General features: G+C 69.7%; 19 protein-coding genes and 2 pseudogenes. 11 read left to right on the top strand and 10 right to left on the bottom strand.

Going from position 1 to position 23,477, the window contains the following annotated elements; genetic code table 11:
- Positions 1–30 precede the first annotated feature (30 nt).
- Positions 31–270, top strand: a pseudogene (locus tag AB0H32_RS31165) (cation transporter); the annotation flags it as partial.
- 208 nt (positions 271–478) lie between these two features.
- Here AB0H32_RS31165 and AB0H32_RS31160 read toward each other — a convergent pair.
- Both AB0H32_RS31160 and AB0H32_RS31155 read right to left on the bottom strand, forming a co-directional pair.
- Positions 479–1,969 (bottom strand): HAMP domain-containing sensor histidine kinase, encoded by a 1,491-nt coding sequence (locus tag AB0H32_RS31160; RefSeq protein ID WP_361127315.1) that lies wholly within the window; start codon positions 1,967–1,969, stop codon positions 479–481.
- On the bottom strand, positions 1,966–2,727 hold the full coding sequence (locus tag AB0H32_RS31155; protein WP_361127312.1) for a response regulator transcription factor: 762 nt from the start codon (positions 2,725–2,727) through the stop codon (positions 1,966–1,968). The genes AB0H32_RS31160 and AB0H32_RS31155 overlap by 4 nt, the downstream gene beginning before the upstream one ends.
- 406 nt (positions 2,728–3,133) lie before the next feature.
- Here AB0H32_RS31155 and AB0H32_RS31150 point away from each other — a divergent pair, with 406 nt between their 5' ends.
- From AB0H32_RS31150 to AB0H32_RS31135, 4 genes are read left to right on the top strand one after another with little or no spacing between them, the layout of a single operon-like run.
- Entirely contained in the window at positions 3,134–4,708 is a 1,575-nt protein-coding gene (locus AB0H32_RS31150) for an IucA/IucC family protein (protein WP_361127309.1), read from the top strand.
- 37 nt (positions 4,709–4,745) lie between these two features.
- Positions 4,746–6,437 (top strand): IucA/IucC family protein, encoded by a 1,692-nt coding sequence (locus AB0H32_RS31145; protein WP_361127306.1) that lies wholly within the window; start codon positions 4,746–4,748, stop codon positions 6,435–6,437.
- The gene (locus AB0H32_RS31140; RefSeq protein WP_361127303.1) at positions 6,434–7,645 is read left to right on the top strand and encodes a type III PLP-dependent enzyme; all 1,212 of its coding nucleotides are present in this window, start codon (positions 6,434–6,436) and stop codon (positions 7,643–7,645) included. Before AB0H32_RS31145 ends, AB0H32_RS31140 begins: the two co-directional genes overlap by 4 nt.
- A complete protein-coding gene (locus tag AB0H32_RS31135; protein ID WP_361127300.1) occupies positions 7,642–8,946 on the top strand; it encodes an MFS transporter in 1,305 nt (434 codons plus the stop codon). The genes AB0H32_RS31140 and AB0H32_RS31135 overlap by 4 nt, the downstream gene beginning before the upstream one ends.
- Positions 8,947–9,175: 229 nt before the next feature.
- On the opposite strand, the gene AB0H32_RS31130 is transcribed toward AB0H32_RS31135, so the two are convergent.
- The 6 genes and pseudogenes from AB0H32_RS31130 to AB0H32_RS31105 form a co-directional block, all read right to left on the bottom strand.
- Positions 9,176–9,700 (bottom strand): hypothetical protein, encoded by a 525-nt coding sequence (locus AB0H32_RS31130; protein WP_361127297.1) that lies wholly within the window; start codon positions 9,698–9,700, stop codon positions 9,176–9,178.
- A gap of 666 nt (positions 9,701–10,366) precedes the next feature.
- Positions 10,367–12,223, bottom strand: coding sequence for an ABC transporter ATP-binding protein (locus AB0H32_RS31125; protein WP_361127294.1), 1,857 nt, complete (start codon positions 12,221–12,223; stop codon positions 10,367–10,369).
- Positions 12,220–12,657, bottom strand: coding sequence for a lasso peptide biosynthesis B2 protein (locus AB0H32_RS31120; protein ID WP_361127291.1), 438 nt, complete (start codon positions 12,655–12,657; stop codon positions 12,220–12,222). The genes AB0H32_RS31125 and AB0H32_RS31120 overlap by 4 nt, the downstream gene beginning before the upstream one ends.
- Positions 12,658–12,671: 14 nt before the next feature.
- Positions 12,672–12,908, bottom strand: a pseudogene (locus AB0H32_RS31115) (lasso peptide biosynthesis PqqD family chaperone); the annotation flags it as partial.
- A 29-nt stretch (positions 12,909–12,937) separates the two neighbouring features.
- The gene (locus tag AB0H32_RS31110) at positions 12,938–14,788 is read right to left on the bottom strand and encodes a lasso peptide isopeptide bond-forming cyclase (protein WP_361127288.1); all 1,851 of its coding nucleotides are present in this window, start codon (positions 14,786–14,788) and stop codon (positions 12,938–12,940) included.
- Between the two features lie 25 nt (positions 14,789–14,813).
- Positions 14,814–14,924: a keywimysin-related RiPP gene (locus AB0H32_RS31105; RefSeq protein WP_107407388.1), complete on the bottom strand. Its 111-nt coding sequence runs from the start codon at positions 14,922–14,924 to the stop codon at positions 14,814–14,816.
- 662 nt (positions 14,925–15,586) lie between these two features.
- On the opposite strand from AB0H32_RS31105, the gene AB0H32_RS31100 reads away from it, so the two are divergent.
- From AB0H32_RS31100 to AB0H32_RS31080, 5 genes are all read left to right on the top strand, one after another.
- Positions 15,587–15,829: a hypothetical protein gene (locus tag AB0H32_RS31100; RefSeq protein WP_361127284.1), complete on the top strand. Its 243-nt coding sequence runs from the start codon at positions 15,587–15,589 to the stop codon at positions 15,827–15,829.
- The gene (locus tag AB0H32_RS31095) at positions 15,822–16,916 is read left to right on the top strand and encodes a response regulator (protein WP_361127281.1); all 1,095 of its coding nucleotides are present in this window, start codon (positions 15,822–15,824) and stop codon (positions 16,914–16,916) included. Before AB0H32_RS31100 ends, AB0H32_RS31095 begins: the two co-directional genes overlap by 8 nt.
- Positions 16,917–17,459: 543 nt before the next feature.
- A complete protein-coding gene (locus tag AB0H32_RS31090) occupies positions 17,460–18,440 on the top strand; it encodes a LysR family transcriptional regulator (protein ID WP_361127279.1) in 981 nt (326 codons plus the stop codon).
- Positions 18,441–18,620: 180 nt separating this feature from the next.
- Positions 18,621–20,222 carry a M4 family metallopeptidase gene (locus AB0H32_RS31085; RefSeq protein ID WP_361127276.1) on the top strand — a complete coding sequence of 534 codons (1,602 nt, stop codon included), beginning with the start codon at positions 18,621–18,623 and terminating at the stop codon, positions 20,220–20,222.
- A gap of 149 nt (positions 20,223–20,371) precedes the next feature.
- Complete coding sequence (locus AB0H32_RS31080; protein WP_361127273.1) at positions 20,372–20,617, top strand: hypothetical protein; 246 nt, start codon at positions 20,372–20,374, stop codon at positions 20,615–20,617.
- 58 nt (positions 20,618–20,675) lie between these two features.
- Here the strand turns inward: AB0H32_RS31080 and AB0H32_RS31075 are convergent, their stop codons facing one another.
- A complete protein-coding gene (locus AB0H32_RS31075) occupies positions 20,676–21,113 on the bottom strand; it encodes a hypothetical protein (RefSeq protein WP_361127270.1) in 438 nt (145 codons plus the stop codon).
- 459 nt (positions 21,114–21,572) lie between these two features.
- Here AB0H32_RS31075 and AB0H32_RS31070 point away from each other — a divergent pair, with 459 nt between their 5' ends.
- Positions 21,573–22,187 carry a class I SAM-dependent methyltransferase gene (locus AB0H32_RS31070; protein ID WP_361127267.1) on the top strand — a complete coding sequence of 205 codons (615 nt, stop codon included), beginning with the start codon at positions 21,573–21,575 and terminating at the stop codon, positions 22,185–22,187.
- 595 nt (positions 22,188–22,782) lie between these two features.
- On the opposite strand, the gene AB0H32_RS31065 is transcribed toward AB0H32_RS31070, so the two are convergent.
- On the bottom strand, positions 22,783–23,477 hold a 695-nt coding region (locus AB0H32_RS31065; RefSeq protein WP_361127264.1), incomplete at its 5' end, for a type 1 glutamine amidotransferase domain-containing protein.

Below are 23,477 nucleotides of genomic sequence, written 5' to 3'. Positions count from 1 at the left end.
CGCCCCGAAGCCCGTCGTGTGCGCTACGCCGACCACACGGTCCGCGAGGCGCGCGAGGAGACCGCGTTGCGCATCATCGCGATCTCGATCTTCGCTCTCGCCGTCTACGTCACCATCGACTCCGTGCGCGCTCTGACCGGCACTGGTGCGGCGCAACACTCGACTCCCGGCATGGTGCTGGCCGCCCTGTCCCTCGTGGTCATGCCGTTCCTGTCCGCCGCGCAGCGCCGGACGGGACGCGAGCCGGGCTCCGCCCAGGCCGTCGCCGACCGAGCGGGCGCTGACCCCCGAGGGACCTGGGCGTCGCGCTGCGGACAACCTGGCTTCTGAGGCGTGAAGCCCACGGGAGCAAGCAGCAGCACGCGGGAGTGAGTCCGATGAGCGGCATATGCCCGACGCCCTGAACGTCGTGCGCCGCCTCGCGGGACTGCCCAGCACCGCTCGGACGTCGGCGCACGTGGCTCTCACCGCGCCGGGTTCAACCGCCCCGGCTTGCCCGGGCCGTTGAACGCGGGCCCACGGCCCGACCTGCAGAGCCGGCGTCCGTGGAGGTGCCCGGGCGATCCCGGTGCGTGTGGCTCTCGGTGCACCGGAGGCGGACCACGGCGTCCAGCCCACCGCCGGGGGCTGCCTCCAGGCCGACCTCACCGCCGCTGGCGCGGGTGAGTTGCCGGACCATCGGCAGGCCGAGTCCCGTGCCGTCGTGGTCGGCATCAGAGGCCCGCCAGAACCGGTCGAAGGCTCTCAGCCGTTCGGCCTCGGCCATGCCGGGTCCTTGGTCGATCACATGCAGCTCGGCCAAGTGCGGGGTGCGGCCGCCGTCCGCTGGGACGGTGAGGGTTGTCAGCGTGATGGCGGTCTTTGGCGGGGAGACGCGCAGCGCGTTGGAGAGCAGGTTGTCGATGATCTGTTCCAGTGCGCCCGGCACGGCCCAGACCTGAACGGTGGTGCCTCCGGAGACGGTGATGTCGACGTGTTGTTCGTCGGCGAAGGCCGTCCAGATGGCCGCACGATCGGCGACTACGGCATGGAGATCGACCGCCTCCGGCCTGATCGCGGAATTCTCCAGTCTCGCGAGGGCGAGCAGCCCTTGCACCATACGACTGAGCCGCTCCAGCTCCCCGAGTGCTTTGTCGAGGCTGTCCTGGGCGCAGGAGGCGAGGTGCGGCTCGAAGTTCTCCAGGCGCAGGCGCAGCGAGGTCAGGGGGGTCTTCAGCTGGTGGGACGCCTCGGAGGCGAACGCCTGCTGAGCCTGGAGCAGGTGCTGAAGCCGGGTCGCGGTCCTCGTGAACGAGGCGGCAAGGCGACGAAGTTCCGGCGGCCCGTGATCGGTGGTTGGTGGATCGGTGATCCGGCCTTCGGCGAGTTGTGCGGTGGCGCGTTCCAGGGCCTGAACGGGGCGGGTGATCGAGCGGGCGAGCACGAAGCCGATCAGGGCCACGGCGGCCAGCACGTCCACCCCGGCGACGGCGAGAGCCAGCCAGGTGGCGTGGACCTTCTCCTTGAGCGGCCCGAGCGGATAGACGGTCCGCACGACACAGGCGACGGTGGCGTTGGAGCCGCCCGGAACAGTGACGAAGAGGACTTCGCCGCCTGTGGACGGGTCACTGCGGGTGCCGACGGCGGGATGATCGCGCAGTGCGGTGGAGATGTCCGGCTCGGCGGACAGGTCCTTGCCCACCAGCGCACGGACAGAGGTATCGGTGAGGACGATGCCCTGGTGGCCGGCGACGAGCACGCGGCTGCCGGTTCGCCGCCCGTACGCGCGAGCGAGTTCCGGGAGGTCGGTCACCAGTCCGTGCTCCATCTTGTCTTCGCAGACCTCGGCGAGTGTCATCGCCCCCTGCTGTGCCGCATGGGAGAAGCTGGACAGCTCGCTGCGGGCGTAGAAGATGCCGAACGGCACTTCGAGCGCGAGCAGGACGAGCAGCATGAGGCTCAGATGGCTGAGCAGGAGGCGACGCGTCACCGGGGACCCCCGCCGCGCGCCGGCACCGCGGCGGACGCGGGGTCGACGTGTGCCGGGGGGACCAGGCGGAAGCCGACGCCGCGGATGTTCTCGATCCAGGAGGAGTCACCGAGTTTGCGGCGCAGCGCGGCGATGTGGACGTCAAGGGTCTTGGTGGGCCCGAAGAAGTTCGGTTCCCATGCCGTGTCGAGAATCTGACGGCGGGAGCAGACGGCACCGGGGTCTTCCGCAAGACAGGTGAGAAGGTCGAACTCCTTGGGTGCAAGGGCGATGTGTGCCTGGTGCAGGTGTACCTGCCGGGTCCGACGGTCGATGGTCAGCGGGCCGATCCGCTGGACGTGGGGCGACCCGGGCTGTGCCGGCTCGTCCGAGGGCTCCGATTCCGCACGGAGGTTGTCCGGCACTGCGGGGCGGGCGCGGCGGGTGACGGCTCGGATCCGGGCGACAAGCTCACGCACGCCGAATGGCTTCGAGACGTAGTCGTCCGCGCCCAACTCGAGACCGAGCACCCGGTCGACCTCGTCGTCTCTGGCAGTGATCATGATGATCGGCACCGACGAGCGGGATCGGAGTGCACGGCAGACGTCGATGCCGTCCATGTCGGGCAGCCCCAGGTCCAGCAACACCATCGCCGCCTCCGGTGCGGCGAGGCCGTCGGCACCCTTCCGGGCGTGTTCCACGGTGAACCCGAAACGGCGCAGCCCCTCCATCAACGGTCCGGCCACCCGGTCGTCGTCCTCGATCAGCAAGACACGCATGCCGAAAGGCTCACAGACGCCGGCCGGAGCGTGTGGCGCAAACGCCGGAAGCTCCCCCGAGGTGGTGATCCTCCACGGACGGCGTAACCGCGGAAGCGCGGCACGATGACGACATCCAGGACATCGACAGCGTGGAGCAAGGCGAGAGCCAAGCCCTCGAAGGCCGGTGTCCAACCGTCCAGGCAGCAGGCGGGAACTGAACCAGGGTCAGGCCGCATGGGATGAAGCGTCAGCGGCGGAACCGGCTGGCGGTGAGGAAGGAAAAACGCTTCATCGGAGGAGTCCGGGATCCCCCCTGTATTTGCTCTGGCAATCCCCTTGATCGTCGTCCCGTAGCGTCGATCGCACGGCCGGTGCCACTGGGGCACCGCGCGACAAGCACCCCCACAAGCACCTGGGATGCCCCATGCCCATCGATGAACTACGCCTCACGCGCCCGGACCTGGTGGAGCCCTTCACGACCGCTCTCCCGGGAGCGCGTGCCACCGTGCTGGGCCGGCTGTGGGGTGCCTTCGTACGAGAACCCCTGCCCGGCGTGACCGGGCACCGCCGGGAATCCGACACCGTGGTGGTCGATCTACGACGAGGCGGCTCACTCTCGGCAGCCCGACCCAGTGCGCAGCCGTTCGCCCAGGTGCCCGACGACTTCGCCGTGTCCGGGCCCGAGGGGCCGATCAGCGGGCCGGCCGAGCTGCTCGCACAGCTGGGGATGCGTACCCCAGCGGCGGAGCGACTGGCGGCCGAGCTGGACAACAGCGTTGTCAACCTGGCCCTGGCCCGAGCCGCGAACGCCGGCGAAGGGGTCCCGCCGAAGGACTCTGCAGATGCCGAGCAGGCGGTGGTCGACGGTCACCCGCAGCATCCCTGCTGCCGGACGCGTACGGGCATGTCGATCGCCGACGTGCTCGCCTACGCTCCCGAGCACCACCCAGTGGTCCGGTTGGCGCTGCTCCCTGTCCCGGCCGTTCGCTGGGAGAGCGCCGGCACGTGGCCGCAGGCGCTGCGCGAGGGTGACACGGTGCTGGTGCCGCTGCATCCCTGGCAGCGCGACCACGTGCTCGCGCACCACTCCGACCTGGCCGTCGTGGAGGAGACGATCCCGGCGCGACCGTTGCTGTCGCTGCGCACCCTGGCACCGCTGGGCGACCTGCCGGGCTGTCACATCAAGACAGCACTCGACGTGCAGGTCACCAACTACCGGCGCACCATTTCCCCGGCCGAGGTCGCCGACGGGCCTCCTCTGTCCGACCTGGTCTCGGCCCTCGTCGACAAAGCCGGGTTCGGCGGCAGCCTTCGTGTCCTGCGTGAGCTGGGCGGCGGCGCGGTCCGCGTGAACGGGCGGCCGTCCGCGAGCCTGGCAGCAATGATCCGGGAGTCGACCGAGTGCCACCTCGACGCCGGGGAGATCGCGGTTCCGCTCACTGCCGTCCATGCGACAGGCGCCACCATGCTGTCGGGAGACCCGGTACGCCGACTGGCGGACCTCGCCGAGCTCGTTCTCCCGCCCGCACTGACCCTGCTGTCCATGGGGGTGGCACTGGAGGCGCACGGCCAGAACACCCTGGTCGTGTTGCGAGACGGCCGTCCGGTGCGGGTGCTGTACCGGGATCTGGACGGAGTACGAGTGAGCCCACGCCGCCTGGCGCGGTGCGGTTTCACGCTGCCGCCGCTGCTCGGTACCCGAGCGGGCGACGACGTGGACGCACTCCACACCAAACTCTTCGGCGGCCTGATCAGCGGAGTCTTCAGCGAGCTGGTCGACGTCCTCAGCCGGACACATGCGGTTGACCCCCGAACGTTGTGGGGCGCCGTGGCCGAGGTCGGCCGCCGGGTGTATGCCGGCCTGCCGGACCAGGAGGACGCGGCGGCGTTCTTCGGCGACACGATGCCGCTGAAGGCGACCATCGCCATGCGCCTGGCCGAGAACCCGGCCAAGGCGCAGTGGACACCTGTTCCCAACCCTCTGGCGCCGCGCCGTTGAAACCCGACACCGACCGCTGTCCCACTGGAGCGACCGTATGACCACCGGCACTGCCCCCCACACGACCACAGCCGCCACCGCATCGGTACCGACAGCCGACACCGTCACCGCCCACACACTGCTCAACTGCCTGATCCGCGAGGTGTCCGCCCCCGAGCATCAGGTGACCGTCGACGACGAACACCTCCTGCTGCGTCTGCCCCGCCGCGGCCTCCTGCTGCGTTCCCGGCTGCGCCGGGTCTCGCTGATCGGAGCGCACCGCTTCCAGGGCGCGGTGCAGCGGCTCGACACCAACACCTGGGTGACCGTCGGCTGGAAGGAGCTGGCCGGTTACATCCAGGACGAACTGGAACTGCGTACGGGCATCGCCAACGACGAGTTCCTGAGCCAAGTGGCAGACAGCCGAGAGACGATCCGCACCGCGCTGGAACAGCGGGCGGCCGCCACGCCGCACCCGGACCCGTACGTGGCGTCGGAGCAGTCCCTGGTGTTCGGCCATCGCTTCCACCCCACTCCCAAGGCCCGCACCGGCGACCCGGCGGACTGGCTGGCGTACGGCCCGGAGACCGGCGCACGCTTCCGCCTGCGCTACCTGGCCGTGGGCCGCCATCTCGTCCGTGAGGAGGGCGAGCTGCGCGAGATGGACGCACTGTGTCCGTCGACGGATCCGGGATTCGTGATACTGCCGGTCCACCCCTGGCAGTACCGGCTGCTCCAGGGCCACGACCGGCTGTGCGAGGCGATGGCCGCCGGCGATGTCGTCGACACCGGGATGAGCGGACCGGAGCTGGTGCCGACCGCATCGGTACGCACCCTGTACCACCCCGACACCGACACCTTCCTGAAGTTCAGCCTCAACGTCCGCCTCACCAACTGCGTCCGCAAGCACGCCAGTTACGAACTGTCCGGCGCCGTCGCCCTCAACCGGCTGCTCCAGCCCCTCATCGCCGATCTCGCCGGGCGCTTCCCGGGACGCATGCTGCTGACCGAGCCCGGCTACCGCACAGTCGACACCGTCGGCAACACCGACCTCCTGGAGGGCCTCGGCGTCATCGTCCGCTCCGGCCTGCGCCACCACCTGCGTCCCGGGGTGACACCCCTGCTCGCCGCCGCGGTGGCGGACGAGTACCCGACCGGTACGGCCCACGTCTCCTGCCTGCTCGCCCGCGGCGACGGGGACGTCCTGGCATGGTGGGACGCCTACCTGCGCCTGCTGCTGCCACCGGTGCTGGCTGCCTATTTCGAACACGGCGTCGTCCTGGAACCCCACCTGCAGAACGTCGTCGTCGGTGTGAACGCCGACGGCACCCCGGCGCAGATGCTCTTCCGCGATCTGGAGGGCATCAAGCTCCTGCCCGGACATCACCGGCACGCCCTCGCCGAACTGCCCGAGGACGTCCGCGGTGCCCTCACCTACGATCCCGAAAGCGGCTGGAACCGGGTCGCGTACTGCCTCCTGGTCAACCACGCCGCCGAAGTCCTCGGTGCGCTGGCCGACCTCGACCCGACCCTGGAACCCGCCCTCTGGGGCCTGGTCCGCGACCACCTCCACGCCTACGCCCGCACCGCCACCGAACCGCCACGCCTGCGCGCCCTGCTGTCCGGAGTACCACTGCCTGCCAAGGCCAACCTCCTCCTGCGCTGGGCCCGCAAGGCAGACCGGCATGCCACCTACGTCCCCCTGCCCAGCCCGCTCGGCGCGGACTTTCCCCACGAGGTGATCCGGTGAGGCCCGCACTGCTCGACCACGTCGGCCGGACGACCGACGACGACCTGCCCGCGTATGTATACGACCTTCCGGGCCTGCGCGAACACGTGCGCGCCATCCGGGCCGCACTGCCGGAACGCGTCGAGCTGCTCTACGCGGTCAAGGCCAATTCCGATCCCCGGATCCTGCAGACCCTGGCCGGGCACGTCGACGGGTTCGAGGTGGCCTCCGGCGGCGAACTGACCCACATCGGCACGCTCACCCCCGATGCCCCGATCGCCTTCGGAGGTCCCGGCAAGACGCAGACAGAGCTGACCTGTGCGCTGGACGCCGGAGTGGAGCGCCTGCACATCGAGAGCGAACACGAACTGCGTCTCCTCACCACCCTGCTGGGCGACCGGACCGCCGACGTCCTGCTGCGCGTCAATCTGCCCGTGGACGTCGGCCAGGTCGCTCTCGCCATGGGCGGGCACCCCAGCCCCTTCGGTATGGATCCCGTGCAGCTGGACCGCTGTCTGGAGCTGATCGCCTGCGACCCGCGCGTCCGACTGCGCGGTCTGCACCTCCACCTGGCCAGCGGACTTCAGGCCCAAGCCCGACTGGCCCTTGTCGACAAGGTCCTGACCTGGGCCGAAGACTGGGCTCACGAACGCGCAGTCGACCTGGCCGAGGTCAACGTCGGAGGAGGGATGGGCGTCGACTACGCCCATCCCCGAAGACTGTTCGACTGGTCCGCTTTCGGCGCAGGACTGCGCCGGATCCTGGACCGTCACCCTTGCCTCACACTGCGGATCGAACCCGGCCGCTCGGTGACCGCGTACTGCGGCTGGTACGTCACCCAGGTCCTGGACATCAAGTTCAGTCGCGGGCAGGCGTTCGCCGTGCTGCGCGGAGGCACTCACCATCTGCGCACCCCGGCCGCGAAACAGCACGACCAGCCCTTCGAGGTGATCCCCGACGACGTCTGGCTCCGGCCCTGGGACCGCCCGGAGGCCCGTGACGAGCCGGTGACGCTGGTCGGACAGCTGTGCACGCCCAAGGACGTCCTGGCATGCCGCGTCATGGTGGAGCGGCTGCGCGTCGGCGACCGGGTCGCCTTCGCCATGGCCGGCGCCTACGCCTGGAACATCTCCCACCACGCCTTCCTCATGCACCCCCACCCGACCTTCCATCACGTCGACGATGCGGAGGTGCCCGTCCCGGGCACGTACGCCCCTCAGATGTCATGAGCGCCGACTCCCGCACGCCGGTGACGGCCGCACTCACCGTCCGGAACTTCCGTCGCTACCTGCTCGGGCAGTTGGTCTCCAACGTCGGCACATGGATGCAGCGCGCCGCCCAGGACCTGCTCGTCCTCCACATCACCGGAAACAGCGGCAGTGCAGTCGGCATCGTGACCGCACTGCAGTTCCTGCCCCAGACCCTGTTCGGGCTGGCCGGAGGTGTCCTCGCCGACCGATACCCCAAGCGGCGGCTTCTGCTCCTGACCCAGACAGCCATGGGAGTGCAGTCGCTCCTGCTCGGACTGCTGACCGTCACCGGGGCGGTGAGCCTGCTGTCCGTCTACGTGCTGGCCTTCGCCCTCGGCACGGCCACCGCCGTGGACAGTCCCGCGCGCAACGCATACATCTCCGAACTGGTCGCCCGCGAGCGCGTGGCCACCGCGGTGAGCCTGAACTCCGCGCAGTTCAACGTCGCCCGCACCGTCGGCCCCGCTCTCGCCGGCCTGACCGTCGCCGCCTTCGGCGCGGGCCCGGTGTTCCTCGTGAACGCCGCCTCGTACCTGGCCGTCCTCTACGGTCTGATCACCGTCCGGACAGACGAGCCAGGCAACCACGACCGGCCCCGACCCGGTCGTACCCGACTGCGCGACGCCTTCCGCCACATCGCCTGTACCCCGGAACTACTCCTGCCCATCAGTCTCGTCGCCTTCGTCGGCACCTTCGGCCTCAACTTCCAAGTGACCATCTCGCTCGTGGCCATCACGGCCTTCCACACGGGCTCCGCCGCCTTCGGCTACCTCTCCGCCGCATACGCGTCGGGCAGTCTCATCGGCGCGATCTACGGGGCGAACTGCGGGAAGCCCCCCAGCGCCCGACGTCTGATCACCACCACAGTCGTCTTCGGGGCACTGGAAGCCGCGCTGGGCCTGATGCCGGGCTACGGCACGTTCATGGCCCTGCTGATCCCCACCGGTTTCGCCGCGGTGATCGTGACCACCACCGCCAACGCACTGACGCAGCTTCGTGCCGCCCCGCACCTGCGAGGCCGCGTCATGTCCGTCTACTTCCTGGTCCTCCTCGGCGGCACCCCCGTAGGCGCCCCGCTGGCCGGCCTGCTGTCGGACACCCTCGGCGCCCGCTCCACCCTGGCCCTGGGCGGCATCGTCTCGGTGTCCTCCGCGCTTGCGGTCTCCGCCTTGGGCACAGGCCGAATCCGACGGCTCAGCCGGTCCACGGGAGCTACTGCCGCGACCGGCTCACCCCTCACACCAGCCCGATCAGCAGGAGACCGGCCGCCCGTCCTCTGACGCGTCCGCGGGCGCTGTCGGCAGCTGTCCGCCGAAGCAGTCCAGGGGCCTCGACGCACATTCGCCCACCGTCCGCACGGACACGCACCCGCACTTCTGTCAGAGCGACGGCCGCGGCAGGCCGTCCGGCAGCAGACACACGGACTGCTGCAGATACAGCGCCCCCAGCCCTTTCAGCAGCGGCCCACCCCGGCCGAGGCGGGCCGCCCACTGGCGAGGCTGTCCCGGCTCAGCTCAGCCCCAGGCCGGAGAGCGCGGTCGTCCAGTCCGTGATGATTGCGTTCTGGGCGTCTGCGAGGCTCACGTCACCGGCGCATACGGCCTTCTTGAGCTTGTTCTCGACGACGTCCTTGTCGGCGGAGGTCTCGTTGCCGTAGTGGGGCTCCGGCCAGAGGTTCTGCTCGCTCTTGGGAGCGCCGCCGAGTTCGAGGGGGACGAAGTGGTCCTCTTCGTAGTCGGAGGTGTTGGTGTCCGCGTAGCCGTACTCGACTATTTGCTTCTTCTTCAGCGCCGTGGTGTAGGAGCTGGAGGGACGCACGGTGGTGGTCCAGCCGGAGACGCAGATCGTGGAGCCGATGGTGTCCTGTGTGACGTCCGGGTTGAGGTCGCCGGGCTGGCAACCGGGGTCGGGGAGAGGGAGGTAGGCCTGGCTGCAGGACTGCGCGTGCGCGGTGCCGGTGGTGACGCTCAGGCCCGCGGCGGCGAGGGCGAGAGCGGACAGGGAAGTGACGAGGGGGCGGGGTATTCGGGACATGTGGGGGTCTCCCGGTGTGGTTGCCCGGCATCCTCCGGGCAGTCATGGGCATGACATCACCGGACCGCTCTATGCGGGTAGATCTCTTTGCCGGACCAGGACTCCCTTGATTGAACATTTCATGGATCCATGGCGTGGGCGGTCCAAGTAATGGCGAAAACATGGTTGTTGACAAGAGGTACGGCACTGGATGCCGGACAGCCTTTGGCGGCGAGCGCGCAGGCGTGGGTGGGGGATGTGATCCCCGTCGGGGAGTGGGGCGGCACCTTCTTCGCGGCCGTGGCCCCTACAACCGGTACAGCAGCCTCCTCGACCATGGAGAAGGCGATCCGGCTCGCCCCGGTCCCGCCTCTCCCGCGCCGATTTGGAGCTGACTACGCTCCGTCAAACCCGGGCATCTTGGGCTGACCGCCTCGGTGCGGCTGCGTGGTGGGCGACCGAAAGGGGGAGACCAAGCCGGTCCCCGGGCGGCCCGCACTCTCTCGCGTACGAGCGAAGCGCGGCTCTTGGGCCGCGGTTCACGTTCGGCCCGTCAGGTTGTCCGCCTCATGGCGGTGCAGCCGCCGCGCCGCCGTGGAGCAGCAGGAACGGGGTCATGGCCGACCGCCCGGCCGATATCCCGTGCATGGTCGGGATCCCGGCCGGCCGAGCCGCGAGGGGCACGCTTCAACCGTAGGTCCGCCGTCGGCCGCCACTTCCGGGCTCCCCGCCAGGCCGCAGCATCTGGCTCGCAGCCAGCTCGCGGTAGAGGGCGCTGTCGGCCAGCAGCTCCTCGTGGCGTCCGCCGGCGGCGGTACGGCCGTCCTGCAGTACCACGATGTGGTCGGCGTGCTGCACGGTGGACAGACGGTGCGCGATGACCAGCAGGGCGCACTCCTGGGCGACGTCCTTCATGACGGTGGTGAGCGCCGATTCATTGATCGCGTCGAGGTGGGAGGTGGGCTCGTCCAGCAGGAGCAGAGAGGGGCGGGCGAGCAACGCGCGGGCGAGGGCGACGCGTTGACGTTCGCCGCCGGAGAGGGTGCTGCCGCGTTCGCCGATCACAGCGGCCAGGCCTCCGGGCAGCCGGTCGACGACTTCTTCGAGTCGGGCCAGCTCGACGACGCGCCGGATCTCCGCTTCCGTGGCGTCCGGCACGGCGTAGGTGATGTTGTCGCGCAAGGTGCCGTGGACGACGTGGGCGTTCTGGTCGACGACGGCGATGCCTCGGCGGCATGCGTCGCGGGAGAGTTCGGTCGCGGGCTGCCCGTCGAAGAACACGGTGCCGGAGTCCGGCTCGTAGAACCTCGCCACCAGGGCGAACACCGTACTCTTGCCGGCTCCGGACCGGCCCACCATAGCCACGTGCCGGCGATGCTGGACGGCGAACGAAACGCCGCGGAGGACTGGCCGCTGCGGGTCGTAGCCGAAGTGGACGTCGTGCAGGGCGAGGGCGGGCTGCTCGCGGGTGACGGACGACGGCCTGGTCGGCCGCGGTGTGGGTGCGCGGTCTCCCGCGAGCCGTGGCGCGGTGTGTTCGACCGGCAGCCGGAGCGCCTCGTCGATGCGCTGGTAGGCGCCCATGCCGTGTTGGATCTGACCCACGGCACGGAAGACGGAGGACAGCGGCAGGACGAGGTACGAGGCGTACAGCAGGAAGGCGACGAGGTCGCCGAGGGATCCGGCGTGGCCGCTCACGCGCAGGCCGCCGACGACCAGGACGATGAGGAAGGAGCCCTGGACGGCCAGTTCGACGGCGGTGCTCATGACGGAGGCGAGCTTCGCGGTGCGTACCCCCGCGCCGTAGGCAGCGTCCACGCGGGCGCCGATGCCGGCCGCCTCGCGCTGCTCGGCACGGTGCACACGGACCATCGACAGGGCACCGAGGGCGCGTTCCAGATCAGCGGCGACGGCACCGACCGAGTCCTGCATGTGTGCGGACGCGCATCTGATACCCGTGAGCAGGGAGGCGACGACCACGGCCGCCGCCGCCACGGTGACGGCGACCAGGAGCAGCAGCAGGGGGTCGAGCCAGGCCATGAGGGCGATCGCTCCAGCGGCGACAAGGCTGCCCGTCACCAGATCGACCAGGGCCTGGGACACGACCTCGCGCAGCAAGGTGGTGTCGGCCGTCACCCGGGAGATGAGGTCGCCGTTGCGATGGCGGTCGTACTCCCTCATCTCCAGCCGGAGCAGTCGTCCCACCAGTCCGTGGCGGAGTTGCCGTACGACGCGTTCGCCCATCCGCTCCAGAATGAAGCGCCCCGCGGCGCCCGTCGCCGCCTCGACGACGAACAGCGCGCCGAGGAGTCCCAGCAGCGGCCAGACGAACTGCCCTCGGGCGCTCGCGTCCACGACATGCTTGGCCACGAGCGGCTGGGACAGTCCGAGGGCGGAGCCCACGAGGGTCAGCGCGGTGGCGACGGCGATGGCGCCGCGGTGCCCGGCGGTGAGCCGGTACATCGTGGCCACCGCCACCCGGGCGGAGGTGTCACCTTCGGCGAGCGATTTCCGGCCGTCGTGCGGAGCCGTCGCGCCGGTCATCGGTCCGTCGGCCGTGCCGGCGGGGCGACCGTCACCAGCCGGGCGAAGTATCCCTCCGGCAAACCCTCGCCGACAGGGCGGCCTTCCGCCTCGATCCAGGCGTGCGCGGTGAAGGGCGGGACGACGCGTACACCGGTGCACCAGGTCGGCCAGGTTCCGCCGAGCCGGCACAGCAGTGCGGCCCCCAGGGAGCGCGGCAGACACCCTTTCGGTCCGGCGCAGCGCAGGCTGGCGGCGCACATGGCATCGCGCGCGTTCTGGGCCTGCGCAGTGGTGGCGGGCGCGGCGCCGCGCCGCAGGATGCCGAGTACGGTGCGGATGCGGTGGGGCGGCAACAGGGCCACGGCGATGGCGGGTACCAGGACGAGGTGGGCGGCCAGGCGCCGGGCCAAGGGCACACCGGTGGGCCGCTCCAGCGCGCTGGGCGTCGCCATGAGGCGAGCCCCGAGCTGCGCAGCTGCCGTACCAGCGTCTGCACGTCCTGCAGGGCCTGCGCCTGGTCGATGTCGAATGCCTGGACCAGGGCGGAGGCCGCGTCCGCCTCCTCGCCGCCGTCGAGCAGCGTCCGCACCACCAGGGTGGCGGTCGGATTCAACTCCCAGTAGGTGCCTGCCCGTTCGTCCAGGAGCACCGTGCCGTAGTCGGTCTGGGCAGTGGATACGTTGTCTCCGAACCGCAGGGGCATGGGAGAGCCTTTCTGCTGTGGGGATGCGGTCAGGGCTGTGGGACACGGGTGTGGTTGCGGTCCAGTCCCCGCAGCCACACCTCGGCGGCGATCGTGGAGTACAGGATGGCGTCGGACAGCCCCGGGGATGCGGGCCGCCGGGCCAGGCGGCGCAGCTCGGTGCCGTCCACCAGGCCCAGCTCCTCCAGCCGTGAGTCCTCCCACAGGGCCAGCAGGTCGGCGCGGTGCTGGCGCAGCCCGTTGGAGGCGTCCATGGCGGCCGTGGCCTTGTTCGCCCGCCGCAGGCAGGCGTCGGGTACGATCCCGCGCATCGCGGCGCTCAGGACGGGCTTGTACCGCCAGGGCGTGACGCGCTCGCTCGGACGTACGGCGAGACACGCCTCGATGACGCGGTCGTCGAGGAAGGGGGAGGCCATCGGCAGGCCGGCGCGGGCCGCCATCCGGTCCCACTGCCGGATGACACGGGTGCACGAGCGGATCTGCTCCAGGTCGGCGTGGAGTCCACGGTCCGGATGCAGTGGCGAGACCGTCGCCGCGGCGGCGGCCAGTGCCCGGCGCGCCATGTGCTCGGCCTCGGGAGTCACCCAGTCGAACAGGCGCGGGGCCATGCCCCAGCCGAGACCCGTGGCGACGGACGGGGGCAGCGGGCCACGCAGGTCCCCGGCGGCGTCGGCGAGCCACTTCCCGTACGGCCGGGGGTCGGCGAGAGCGCGGACCGTGCCGCCGAGCGGCCACTGCCACAGCGCCCGGAACCCGCGCAACTGCCGCAGAGCGAACAGCGGACGGGTGCGCAGCAGTCGGTGGTAGTACGCCTCGGAGCACCATGCCACGTGGTCGCCACCGATGCCGGTCAGGTGCAACCGGCTGCCGCGTGCGGCGAGGACGGGCAGGTGGTGAAGGACCCGGGAGCGGTCCATGACGCCGATGGTGGGCTCGTCGAGGAGGTCGTCGATACCTAGCAGGTCCTCGTAGACGAGTGGGGAGGCGTCCGCGTCCCAGACCATGTGCTCGACGTCCGGGAGGTACCCCATCGCCCGCTCGGCCCAGGACAGATCGGTGTCTGCCGGATCGCGCCCCGGCCATGTACTGGCCACCACGCGGGCCGGGGAGCGGTCGGCCAGGAAGCAGACGGACGTCGAGTCCAGGCCGCCGGACAGGTCGCAGCTCACCACGCCGCCCTGACGGGTACGCGCGCCGACGGCCTCCTCCAGCGCCTTGCGGATCAGGGGCGCTGCTTCGGCAAGCGGCCGGACCGGCTCCGGCGGCGCCCACCACCGGGTGTGCCGTACGGTGCGCCCGTCCGCGGCGACGACCACTGCGTCCTGCGGAGCAACGGCGGTGACCTCACGCCACATCGACGTCTCGGACAGCGGATACGGGGCGGGCCACAGCAGCCTGACGGCCAGTTCCTCCACGTCGGGGTCGAGGCCCCGGACGGCGGCGAGCGTGTCGGCTCGGGTCGCGGCCACCCGCACACCGTCGATCTCCGTGTGGAAGACGAGTCGTAGTCCGGAGGCGGTGCCCTGCAGCCTGACCTGCCCGTCGAGGACGGCGACGAGGTGGAAGCTGCCGGGGAGGGAGCGGGCCAGTGCGTCGAGCTCCGCGAGATCACGCAATCGTGCCGTCCGGCGACGCAGTTCGTCGGCATCGACGGGGCAGCAGCCGACGACGGCGACGCGGGCGCCGCCGGCGTCGGCCGTGAGGACCTCGTCGTCGTGCCAGTGGCCGACCAGCCAGGGCCGGCCCGACGCATGCGCGAGGGTCCGGGTTCCGGGGCGGGTGAAGGAGCGGGCCACGGCGGCCGCGTCCGCACGGTCCGTGAAGACCGCGAAGTGCGCGTCGCCGGGGCCCGTCCCCGCACTCTCGTGCAGCTCAGTCATGACGTCGGTCAGTGACCGTCGGTCGTCAGTTCTTGCTCAGGATCAGTCGGTCGTTGCCGTGGCGCTGCAGGAGCCCCGTCTCCTTGCGGAACGTACCGAGCCGGACGAGCGTCGGTGCCTCATAGGCCTTCTTCATGACCACTCCTCACATGCGGGTTTCCGACCACTTCCCCTGACCTACGGCCAAGGCTCGTCGGGAGCCCGGGCCAGGAAGTGGACGCAGCACATAGCTAGCTGCAGAGCGTGAGTCCAAGGCAAGAGCACTGGTGGATTTCGGATAATCTACAAAATTCGTATCCCTTGGGTTGTGCGCCCGCTCTCGTTTTGGTTGCAGTGGCGCGGCATTGTTTTGCTATTCGGGTGTGCGCATGCACGAATGAACGTTTTTACGTGCGCCCTGGCAGTTGCTCTCCGCATCTGCCGGACGCGACTGACGGGGGCCACGAGCGGGCGCCGCCGGGGCGCACTCCACGCCCTGGACGTGCTCCCCGTCCTCTCACCACTCCGAACCGTTCCCGAGACGTCTCAGCGGCGGTCGCGTGCAGGGGGCGCCGGCACCGCCTCCGTGACTGATGCGGGTGTTGCCGCAACACCTCACGGTGCACCAGTACTGACCTGCGGATCGGGAGTGTTGCGTGCCGGCGGGCGAGGCGGCAACGGGCCTGGGGTGTTGCCGGTTTGTGGATTGCCCGGCGCAACGGATTCACCTGTCGCCATTGTGTGGCTCGTCGTCAGGCGGGCCCATCCGGGGCGCGCCGTCCCGGCCGGTGTCCGGCGGGGTGAGGAAGGGAAGGTCCGATGGATCGCTCGCTTGTGTCGGTGAGGGCGGCGCTGGTGCTGTTACTGGCCGCGCTGGCCGGTGTGAGCGCCGGCCTGCTGTCGGTGCTGGCCGGAAACGGGATTGCGGGCGGCGTGCTCGCCGGGCTCACTGCCGCGGGCGGGGCGGTGCCGGTGTTCAACCAGGCGATCGCCCCGGACGCCACCCACGGCAGCCCGGCTGTCCGCGGGGCGGAAGCGAAGGGCGGTGGCAGGCGTGGGTGAGCTGCGTCCTCTCGCCCAGGACCTGACAGCGGAGTCCCGCGCGCTCGCCACGGCGCTGCGGGAGCTGTTCGAAGGCCTGGAAGTCTCGGTTCGCCGCTACGCGGCCCGCCGCGTGCGTGACGCCGGGACCTTCTCCCGCTACCTCAGCGGCACCCGCGTCCCCCCGTGGGAAGTGGTGATGGACCTGTTCACCGACGTCGCCGAGCACCGCGGCATGGCCGCCACCCCGGACGCCATAGAACTGGTCCGCCGCCTTCACCGCGCAGCCGTCGAAACCAGCACCTCACCTCGCCATGCGGTCGAAGTACTCGAGCAGCAACTTGCCGAAGCGGACCGCGACTCACGCCGCTCCATCGCCCGCGGCGACGCACTGAGCGACGCGCTGCTGGACCGCAAACACCGCATCGCCGACCTGGAAGTGCGTCTGAACCAGCTGGAAGCCGAATGGAGCGCGGAACGCGCACGAGCCGAACGCCTGGCCGCAGCCAACCCGGACGTCACCGAACTGCTCCACGAACGCGACCAGCTGCAGGACGAAGTCACCCGCCTGTCCGCCCAGCTCCACGCAGCGCAAAAGCAGCGCGACGACGCAGAACAGCGCTGCACACTGCTGGAACGGCAGCTGGAGGCGGTCGAACAGGTCCAGACGGTCGCCGCCGTGACCCCGACGGTCTCGCGGGCCATGCCCAAGGTTCTCATCGTCGATGATCAGCCGGACAACCTGATGGCCATGACCGCCGTCCTGTCCACCCTCGACCAAGAGCTGGTCGCCGTCGCCTCCGGCCGCGAAGCCCTCAAAGCACTCCTCGACCACGACGACTTCGCCGTGATCATCATGGATGTCCAGATGCCCGACATGGATGGTTACGAGACCGCCGCCCACATCAAACGACGCCCTCGCACCCACGACGTCCCCATCATCTTCCTCACCGCCATGGGCGCCGACCCCGAACACTCCGCCCGCGGTTACGCCGCCGGCGCGGTCGACTACATCGGCAAGCCCTTCGATCCCTGGGCCCTGCGCGCGAAAGTCGCGGTGTTCACCGGCATCTACCTCGAACAACGGCGCCTCGCCGGAGACCAGTGAGCACAACGCCGCAGCGATGGCAAGCGACTCGTGCCCTACAAGGAGGGAGTCATGCGCCGAAAGCCGCCGACGGCCGGGCACGGGACGCTGCGGCCAGTCTCATGTACGGTCCCGACCTGGGCCTCATCCCCCATGGACCCCTGGGCGACTTACGGGCGCGGCCATCGACACCCTGCTGGACATGCCCGCCCCTACCGCCCTGCGCGTACGACTACCGCAAGCACCAGCACGGTCGGCACACACCAGAGTTGATGAGACGGACGGCCGTCAGCAATCGCGCCGGGCGGGGCCGACATGAACGTGCAGGTCCCGGCCGGACCGATGCCCTGTCACGGGCAAGGACGGCCCAGCGAATCGTGGCGATATGTGCAGACCGGCACCGTGGTGACCGTGAAACTCCGTCGCGTTCGCACATAGGTTTTACCGTCCCGTGGTTGCCGCTTCAACGGGTCCGTCGGATTCTTGGTCACCATGCCGTCGGGCAGCTGGTTCTGCTGGTCACGGGGGGCGCATGGGCCCCTCCGCGCTGAGCGGGGAATGTTCATGCACCTCGAGTTCCGGCACCTCCGTATCCTGCTCACTGTCGCCGAGGCCGGCAGCATCCGCAGGGCCGCCGCACGGCTGCAGCTTTCCCAGCCGGCCACGAGCGCTCAGCTGAAGCGAATCGAACACGAGCTGGGCGGCCCGCTCTTCATCCGCAGTGCCGACGGGGTGAAGCCGAACGAGAACGGTCAGTACGTCCTGCGGTGCGCCCGCGACCTCGTTGCCGGCTTCGACCGGCTGCGCGAGTACGCGCGCTCGGCGGCGGAGGCGGACAGGCAGGCCGCCGCGCCGCTGAGGGCGGGCGGAACCGCCGGCCCCCTGGTGTCCCTGCTGGTCTCCGCCCTCTTCGAACTCGTCCCGGAACGCCGGCTCACCATAGATGCCCGCCGCTCGGTGCACACCTTGGTCAAATCGCTGAGCCAGTCGAAATGCGACATCGCGGTGTTCGGCGAGTTCCCGGGTTTCCCTCTTCCCGTGGGCGAATCGGTGGCGACGCGGACACTGCTCCGCGAGCCGGTCTTCGTCCTGCTCGCCGAGGACCACCCGCTGGCGCGCCAGGAGACGGTCGGTCTCCATCAGCTGGCGGGCGAGGAGTGGGTCATGCCGGAGGCCGACGAGAGCGGTGTGCACGCGTACCTTCATCTCACCTGTCGGTCGGCGGGATTCACTCCGCGCATCGCCCATGTGACGCCGGACCTGTCCGTGGCTCAGGTGCTGGTCGCCGGCCGGCGTGCCGTCTGCGGTGTATGGCCGACCGCCGATGTCTCCGCCCAGGGCACCGTGCAGCGGCCGCTCGTGGACGTTCCGTTCCACCGGCGGCTGCTGCTGGCCTGGAACACGGAATCGGTTCCGTCCGAGCTCGCCGACGCGGCGTGCGAGCGTGTACTGGCCGCCTATCTGTCGCTGGTGCGGCAGCGACCGCAGTACCTGGCCTGGTGGCAGGACGAGGGCGAGGAGTTCGCCCTCGGCGCGGGCAGGTGACCCGCCGGGCCCCCCTTCCCCGTGCCCTATAGCTCCGCGGTTATATCCCAGATGGAGTCACGTCAGGAACATGTCACCTGGTGAACACTTCGCGTCAACGTCCAAGGACGTCGTCACCCCACGACGAGTGAACGCCCGAGGACGTTGTCACCCCACGACGAGCGAAGGAATCACCCCGTCATGCCCCGTCCTCTTCTTGCCCTTTCCGCGATGGTCGCAGCCGGCGTCATCACCACGGGTGCGATGGCCGTGCCTGCACACTCGCAGACCCATGCAGTGCAGGACGGAACCTCCGTCCGTGCCACGGCGATATCCCAGGCCAAGGCGAACGTGACCCGGCACGCCGACACCTTCGGTTTCGGTGCGGGCCAGAGACTCCACGTCAAGGACGTCGTGATCGACGCCGACGGCACGCAGCACGTCCGCTTCGAACGGACCTACCACGGCCTCCCGGTCGTCGGCGGCGACTTCGTCGTCCACCAGAAGGCCAACGGCTCGCTCAAGGGATCCACCCGCGCCAAGGCCCACAAGGTGGCGCTCAAGTCCGTCACTCCCGCCGTCGACGCCAGGGGCACCGCGGCCGGCGCCCTGAAGCGTTCGCACGGGCTGGTGCGCAACGCCAAGACCACCCCCGAGCTGATCGTGTGGGCCGCCGACGGCACCCCCCGTCTGGCCTGGCGCACCACCGTGCAGGGCCTGGGCGACAAGGGCCAGCCGCACGGCGAGGTCTTCGTCACCGACGCCACCACCGGCGCGGCGATCGAGAACTACGACGTCGAGCACGAGGCGACCGGCACCGGCCACTCCGAGTACACCGGTGACATCAGCCTCGACACCACCCAGCAGGCCGACGGCACCTTCGCCCTGATCGACCCGGTGCGCGGCCACATCACCAAGGACGCGCACAACATCTCGTCCTCGTCCCTGAAGAGCTCCTCCGGCACGCTGTTCACCGACGCCGACAACGTCTGGGGCGACGGCAAGAAGTTCTCCACCGACCGGGCCACCGCAGCCGTCGACGCGCACGCCAACACCGCGGAGACGTTCGACTACTACAAGTCGACCTTCGGCCGCAACGGCATCAAGAACGACGGCCGCGGCGCCACCGTCTTCGTCCACGTCGGCACCAACTGGGACAACGCCCAGTGGTCGGACGCCTGCTTCTGCATGATGACCGGCGACGGCAACGGGACCACCGACCCCGAGCAGGTCGACCTCGACACCATGGGCCACGAGATGACCCACGGCGTCACCTCGGCCACCGCCAACCTGCGCTACAGCGGTGAGTCCGGCGGCCTCAACGAGGCCACCAGCGACATCCTCGGCACCATGGTCGAGTGGTACGCCAACAACCCGGTCGACACTCCCGACTACCTCTTCAGCGACCAGTCCACCCCGCCGTGGCTGCGCCGCTTCGACAAGCCGTCGCTGGACGGCAGCTCCGCCGACTGCTGGTCGAAGTCGGTCGGCCGGCTCGACGTGCACTACTCCTCGGGCGTCGGCAACCACTGGTTCTACCTTGCGAGCGAGGGCAGCGGCGCCAAGACCATCAACGGCGTCTCCTACAACAGCCCCACCTGCAACGGCTCCACCGTCACCGGCATCGGCAACAAGAAGGCCTCCGCCATCTGGTACCGGGCGCTGACCGTCTACATGACCTCCACCACGGACTACAAGGGCGCCCGCACCGCAACTCTGAACGCCGCGAAGGACCTCTACGGCGCCACCAGCCCCGAGTACTCCACCGTGGCCGCGGCCTGGAGCGCGGTCAAGGTCTCCTGACACACCGACACACCGCCTGACGGCGGAAGCCGGCCCGGACGACGACGAGCACCCCCACCGCCGTCGCCCGGGCCCCGGCGTTTCCGCCGACGGCGGCCCAGGCCCGCCACTTCTACGGACCCGTTCACGAGGCGGAGCGGCTGGCGGCGGTGGCTCTGCGCCAGAAGTTCGGCGAGTGGAGCGACCAGGTCACGCTTTTCGGCAACGGCGAATTCGCAACAACAGAGGGTGAACTGCTCTATTTCGGTTTCCAGTCCGTGACGTACATCGAAACCCGGGACGAGAAGTACTTCAACTACGGTCCCAACCGTATTTCGGTGCACAGCGAGACCGGCGGATGCCGATTCCTCGACATTCATGAGGTTCTGGCTTTGCAGCCCTTCAAGACGCGCTGACTCTCCGAGAGGCGGTCGCACGGTGCCCGGTCTCGGACGGGTGTCGAACAGGTCCGCATTACTTAGACTCCAGGCCGCTCCTGATCAGCGAGGTGGTGCTCATGAGGTCGGGGATGCCTTCGGTCTGGATCTCCCGGACGCCCTGAGAGGCCTGCACATCATCCTGCTTGTTCGCGCCGGCGGTGCAGTCCGAGGCCCCTCGCTTGAAGCTTGCGAGGGCCTTCGACCAGTAGCTCTGGGCGCCCTTGTCCGGGATGGGGTCGTCCTTCTCGGCCGCGGCCACGTGGGTCGTCAGCTCCCGGCAGGCGGGAGCGAGAACGCTGCTCGACGCCATGCTCAGATCATTGATTTTCGACGAGTCGTCGCTGAGAGCCTTGATCTCGTCCTCGCCTCCTGAGGTGTACCAGCTTTTGAGGTCCTCGGCCGGGGTCGAGCTGCAGCCGGTGAGCAGCACGGCGACGGCGACGCTGATGAGTGCAAGGACACGGACGCGCATGTAACCCCTCTGGGTCGGGCATGACGAAATTGTCAGGGAGTTCTCGAACGGCGCCGCCTGTACTGGTTCTTGTCCCGGCTCAGGCTGCAGCGACCGCCCTTGCGGTCGCTGCAGCGTGGCCACAACCTCTTCGGCATGTGCAGCCGTACGTTGTGGTGGAGGGGCAAGCGGCACACCCCGAGCCGGACGCAATCCTGCTTGATGTGGTCTCCGGGCACATCAGTGGAACTACGTAGTCTGCGAGCGTAGGCCCATGGGGGCGTGCTGTTGTCCGGTCGTGCACTCGCTCCGCCGGCATGGGGCAAGTGCCCAAGGCGGCGCCATTGGCGCAGTTCGGTGGTTGCGTGTCGGGCAGGCACCTGTACCCGGCCCATGCCTGGCGTGGTGCAGCGGGCCCCGTACGCAACGGGTCCGCCGGTGCGCACTTGGAAGCCGTGGCCATGCCCCTACGATGGTCCGATGCGCCCAGCCGACCCGAGGCCGTACTGGAACACCAACGTTGCCCGACACCCCGGCATTCTGCGCGCCGTGCCCGAGGGCTGCGGCGAGGCGTTGGACGTCGGCTGCGGGGACGGGTTGCTGGCGCGGAAGCTTGCCGAGCGGGTCAAGTGCGTCGTCGGGATCGACAAGTCGCCGGAGATGATCGCCTGCGCACGCGAGCTCGCTACGGGCTTCCCGGAAGTCACCTTCTTCGAGGCTGACTTCCTCACTGCCGACCTGCCTGCCGAGGGCTACGACTTCATCTGTTCGGTGACCACGATCCATCACATGGACTTCGAGGCGGCCCTCATCCGCATGCGTGAGCTGCTGCGGCCCGGCGGCACGCTGGTGGTCGTCGGTCTGGCCCGCGAGGCGAGCCTGTCGGAGTGGGCAGCGATGATCGCGGCTGCCCCGGTCGTACGGGTCATGAAGGTACTGCGTCGCGCGCGGGGGCCGGAGGGCATGCCGGTTGCTGTCCCGCACATGAGTTACGGGCAGGTCCGGACTGCGGCACGACGGCTCCTGCCTGGGATGCGTTACCGCCGACATGTGCTCCGTCGGTATTCGTTGACCTGGGCAAAGCCCGCCCGCTGATCCGGCATCGGCGATTGCGCGGAAGAGCGCCATCAGCCCGGCATTGTCGGCCCGGTTGGCGGTGCCGTATCGCCCTGGCCGGTCTGGGAGGGAGCCCAGAGCCGCAGCTTCGCCGCCGCCCGCCTGATGCGCCCGTGCGCCCGAGGGGTCGTCTCCGGTGCCGCCTTCGATCCTTCCGCGGATGTCGATCTTGCCCGAGCTGGGTGAACCCGTAGACGGTGTCCTCGCCGGCGCCGGGATTGATGACGAAGGTGCATTCGTCACCCACCGGCGGCTTGGGATCCTGCTCCTTGCTCGTCTCGGTGCCCTCCCACGCCAGGTATGCACCGTGTGCGTCATTGGCCGAGTCGAAAGGGCAGGTGTGCACCAAGGCCATGTCGTCCGTGGAGCCGTTGTATGCATAGGGAGGCGTCACCACCACGGACCCAGCGTGTCGGAGTGGATCCGTCCTCCGAGACGAAGAGCGAGGCCAGTTGTCGCAAAGTCAGGTTCGTCCGCCAGTACGCCGCCTCATCTCCGCCCTTCCGACGGGTGAGGTACCGCGTTCGGCCGGCGAACGCGGTGTCCAGCACCCGCCCGATCGGCGATGGGCGTCTCAGGCCAGCTTTTTCAGCAGCTCCGCGGCCAAGGGGGCGGAGGAGGCGGGGTTCTGGCCGGTCAACAGATTGCGGTCCACGACGACATTCGGTACCCAGGGCTCGCCCACCTGGACCTGCACGCCCGCCTCGGTCAGACGATCCTGCAGCAGCCACTTCGCCTTGTCCGCAAGACCCGACTGGGCCTCCTCCGCATTGGTGAACGCGGCCACCTTGTACCCGGCGAAGGAGTTGGTGCCGTCCTGCTCGACCGCGGCGAGCAGAGCAGCCGGGGCGTGACAGACCACGCCGAGCGGCTTGCCGGACTTCAGCGCCGAGGTGAGCAGGCGTCCGGAGTCGGCGTTGACCGCCAAGTCCTCCATCGGGCCGTGGCCACCGGGATAGAAGACGGCGGCATAATCGTCGAGGTCGACGTCCTCCAGCCTGAGGGCATGCTGCATCTCGCCCATCGAGGCCAGGGTTTCTGCAATCTTCTTCGCCCCCTCCTCGCCGCCGTTGAACTGCGGCGCCAGGCTGCCCTGGTCCAGGGGCGGTACGACGCCGCCCGGCGTGGCGACGACGATTTCGTGGCCGGCGGCCGTGAACGCCTGGTACGGGGCGACGGCCTCCTCGGCCCAGAAGCCGGTCGGGTGCTTGGTGCCGTCCGCCAGCGTCCAGTGGTCGGCGCCGGTCATCACAAAAAGGACCGGGCGTC

Origin of the sequence: Streptomyces sp. NPDC020362 (genome assembly GCF_040642095.1) — a bacterium.
Taxonomy (GTDB): Bacteria; Actinomycetota; Actinomycetes; order Streptomycetales; family Streptomycetaceae; genus Streptomyces.
This window is presented reverse-complemented; position numbering and strand designations above follow the sequence as displayed.

What these genes read in the sequence shown, in the direction of transcription:
- AB0H32_RS31100 (WP_361127284.1), top strand. Translation starts at nt 15,587, where the DNA reads ATGGATCGCTCGCTTGTGTCGGTGAGGGCGGCGCTGGTGCTGTTACTG.
- AB0H32_RS31070 (WP_361127267.1), top strand. Translation starts at nt 21,573, where the DNA reads ATGCGCCCAGCCGACCCGAGGCCGTACTGGAACACCAACGTTGCCCGA.
- AB0H32_RS31120 (WP_361127291.1), bottom strand. Translation starts at nt 12,657, where the DNA reads ATGGCGACGCCCAGCGCGCTGGAGCGGCCCACCGGTGTGCCCTTGGCC.
- AB0H32_RS31125 (WP_361127294.1), bottom strand. Translation starts at nt 12,223, where the DNA reads ATGACCGGCGCGACGGCTCCGCACGACGGCCGGAAATCGCTCGCCGAA.
- AB0H32_RS31130 (WP_361127297.1), bottom strand. Translation starts at nt 9,700, where the DNA reads ATGTCCCGAATACCCCGCCCCCTCGTCACTTCCCTGTCCGCTCTCGCC.
- AB0H32_RS31155 (WP_361127312.1), bottom strand. Translation starts at nt 2,727, where the DNA reads ATGCGTGTCTTGCTGATCGAGGACGACGACCGGGTGGCCGGACCGTTG.
- AB0H32_RS31150 (WP_361127309.1), top strand. Translation starts at nt 3,134, where the DNA reads ATGCCCATCGATGAACTACGCCTCACGCGCCCGGACCTGGTGGAGCCC.
- AB0H32_RS31075 (WP_361127270.1), bottom strand. Translation starts at nt 21,113, where the DNA reads ATGCGCGTCCGTGTCCTTGCACTCATCAGCGTCGCCGTCGCCGTGCTG.
- AB0H32_RS31085 (WP_361127276.1), top strand. Translation starts at nt 18,621, where the DNA reads ATGCCCCGTCCTCTTCTTGCCCTTTCCGCGATGGTCGCAGCCGGCGTC.
- AB0H32_RS31090 (WP_361127279.1), top strand. Translation starts at nt 17,460, where the DNA reads ATGCACCTCGAGTTCCGGCACCTCCGTATCCTGCTCACTGTCGCCGAG.
- AB0H32_RS31145 (WP_361127306.1), top strand. Translation starts at nt 4,746, where the DNA reads ATGACCACCGGCACTGCCCCCCACACGACCACAGCCGCCACCGCATCG.
- AB0H32_RS31110 (WP_361127288.1), bottom strand. Translation starts at nt 14,788, where the DNA reads ATGACTGAGCTGCACGAGAGTGCGGGGACGGGCCCCGGCGACGCGCAC.
- AB0H32_RS31105 (WP_107407388.1), bottom strand. Translation starts at nt 14,924, where the DNA reads ATGAAGAAGGCCTATGAGGCACCGACGCTCGTCCGGCTCGGTACGTTC.
- AB0H32_RS31135 (WP_361127300.1), top strand. Translation starts at nt 7,642, where the DNA reads ATGAGCGCCGACTCCCGCACGCCGGTGACGGCCGCACTCACCGTCCGG.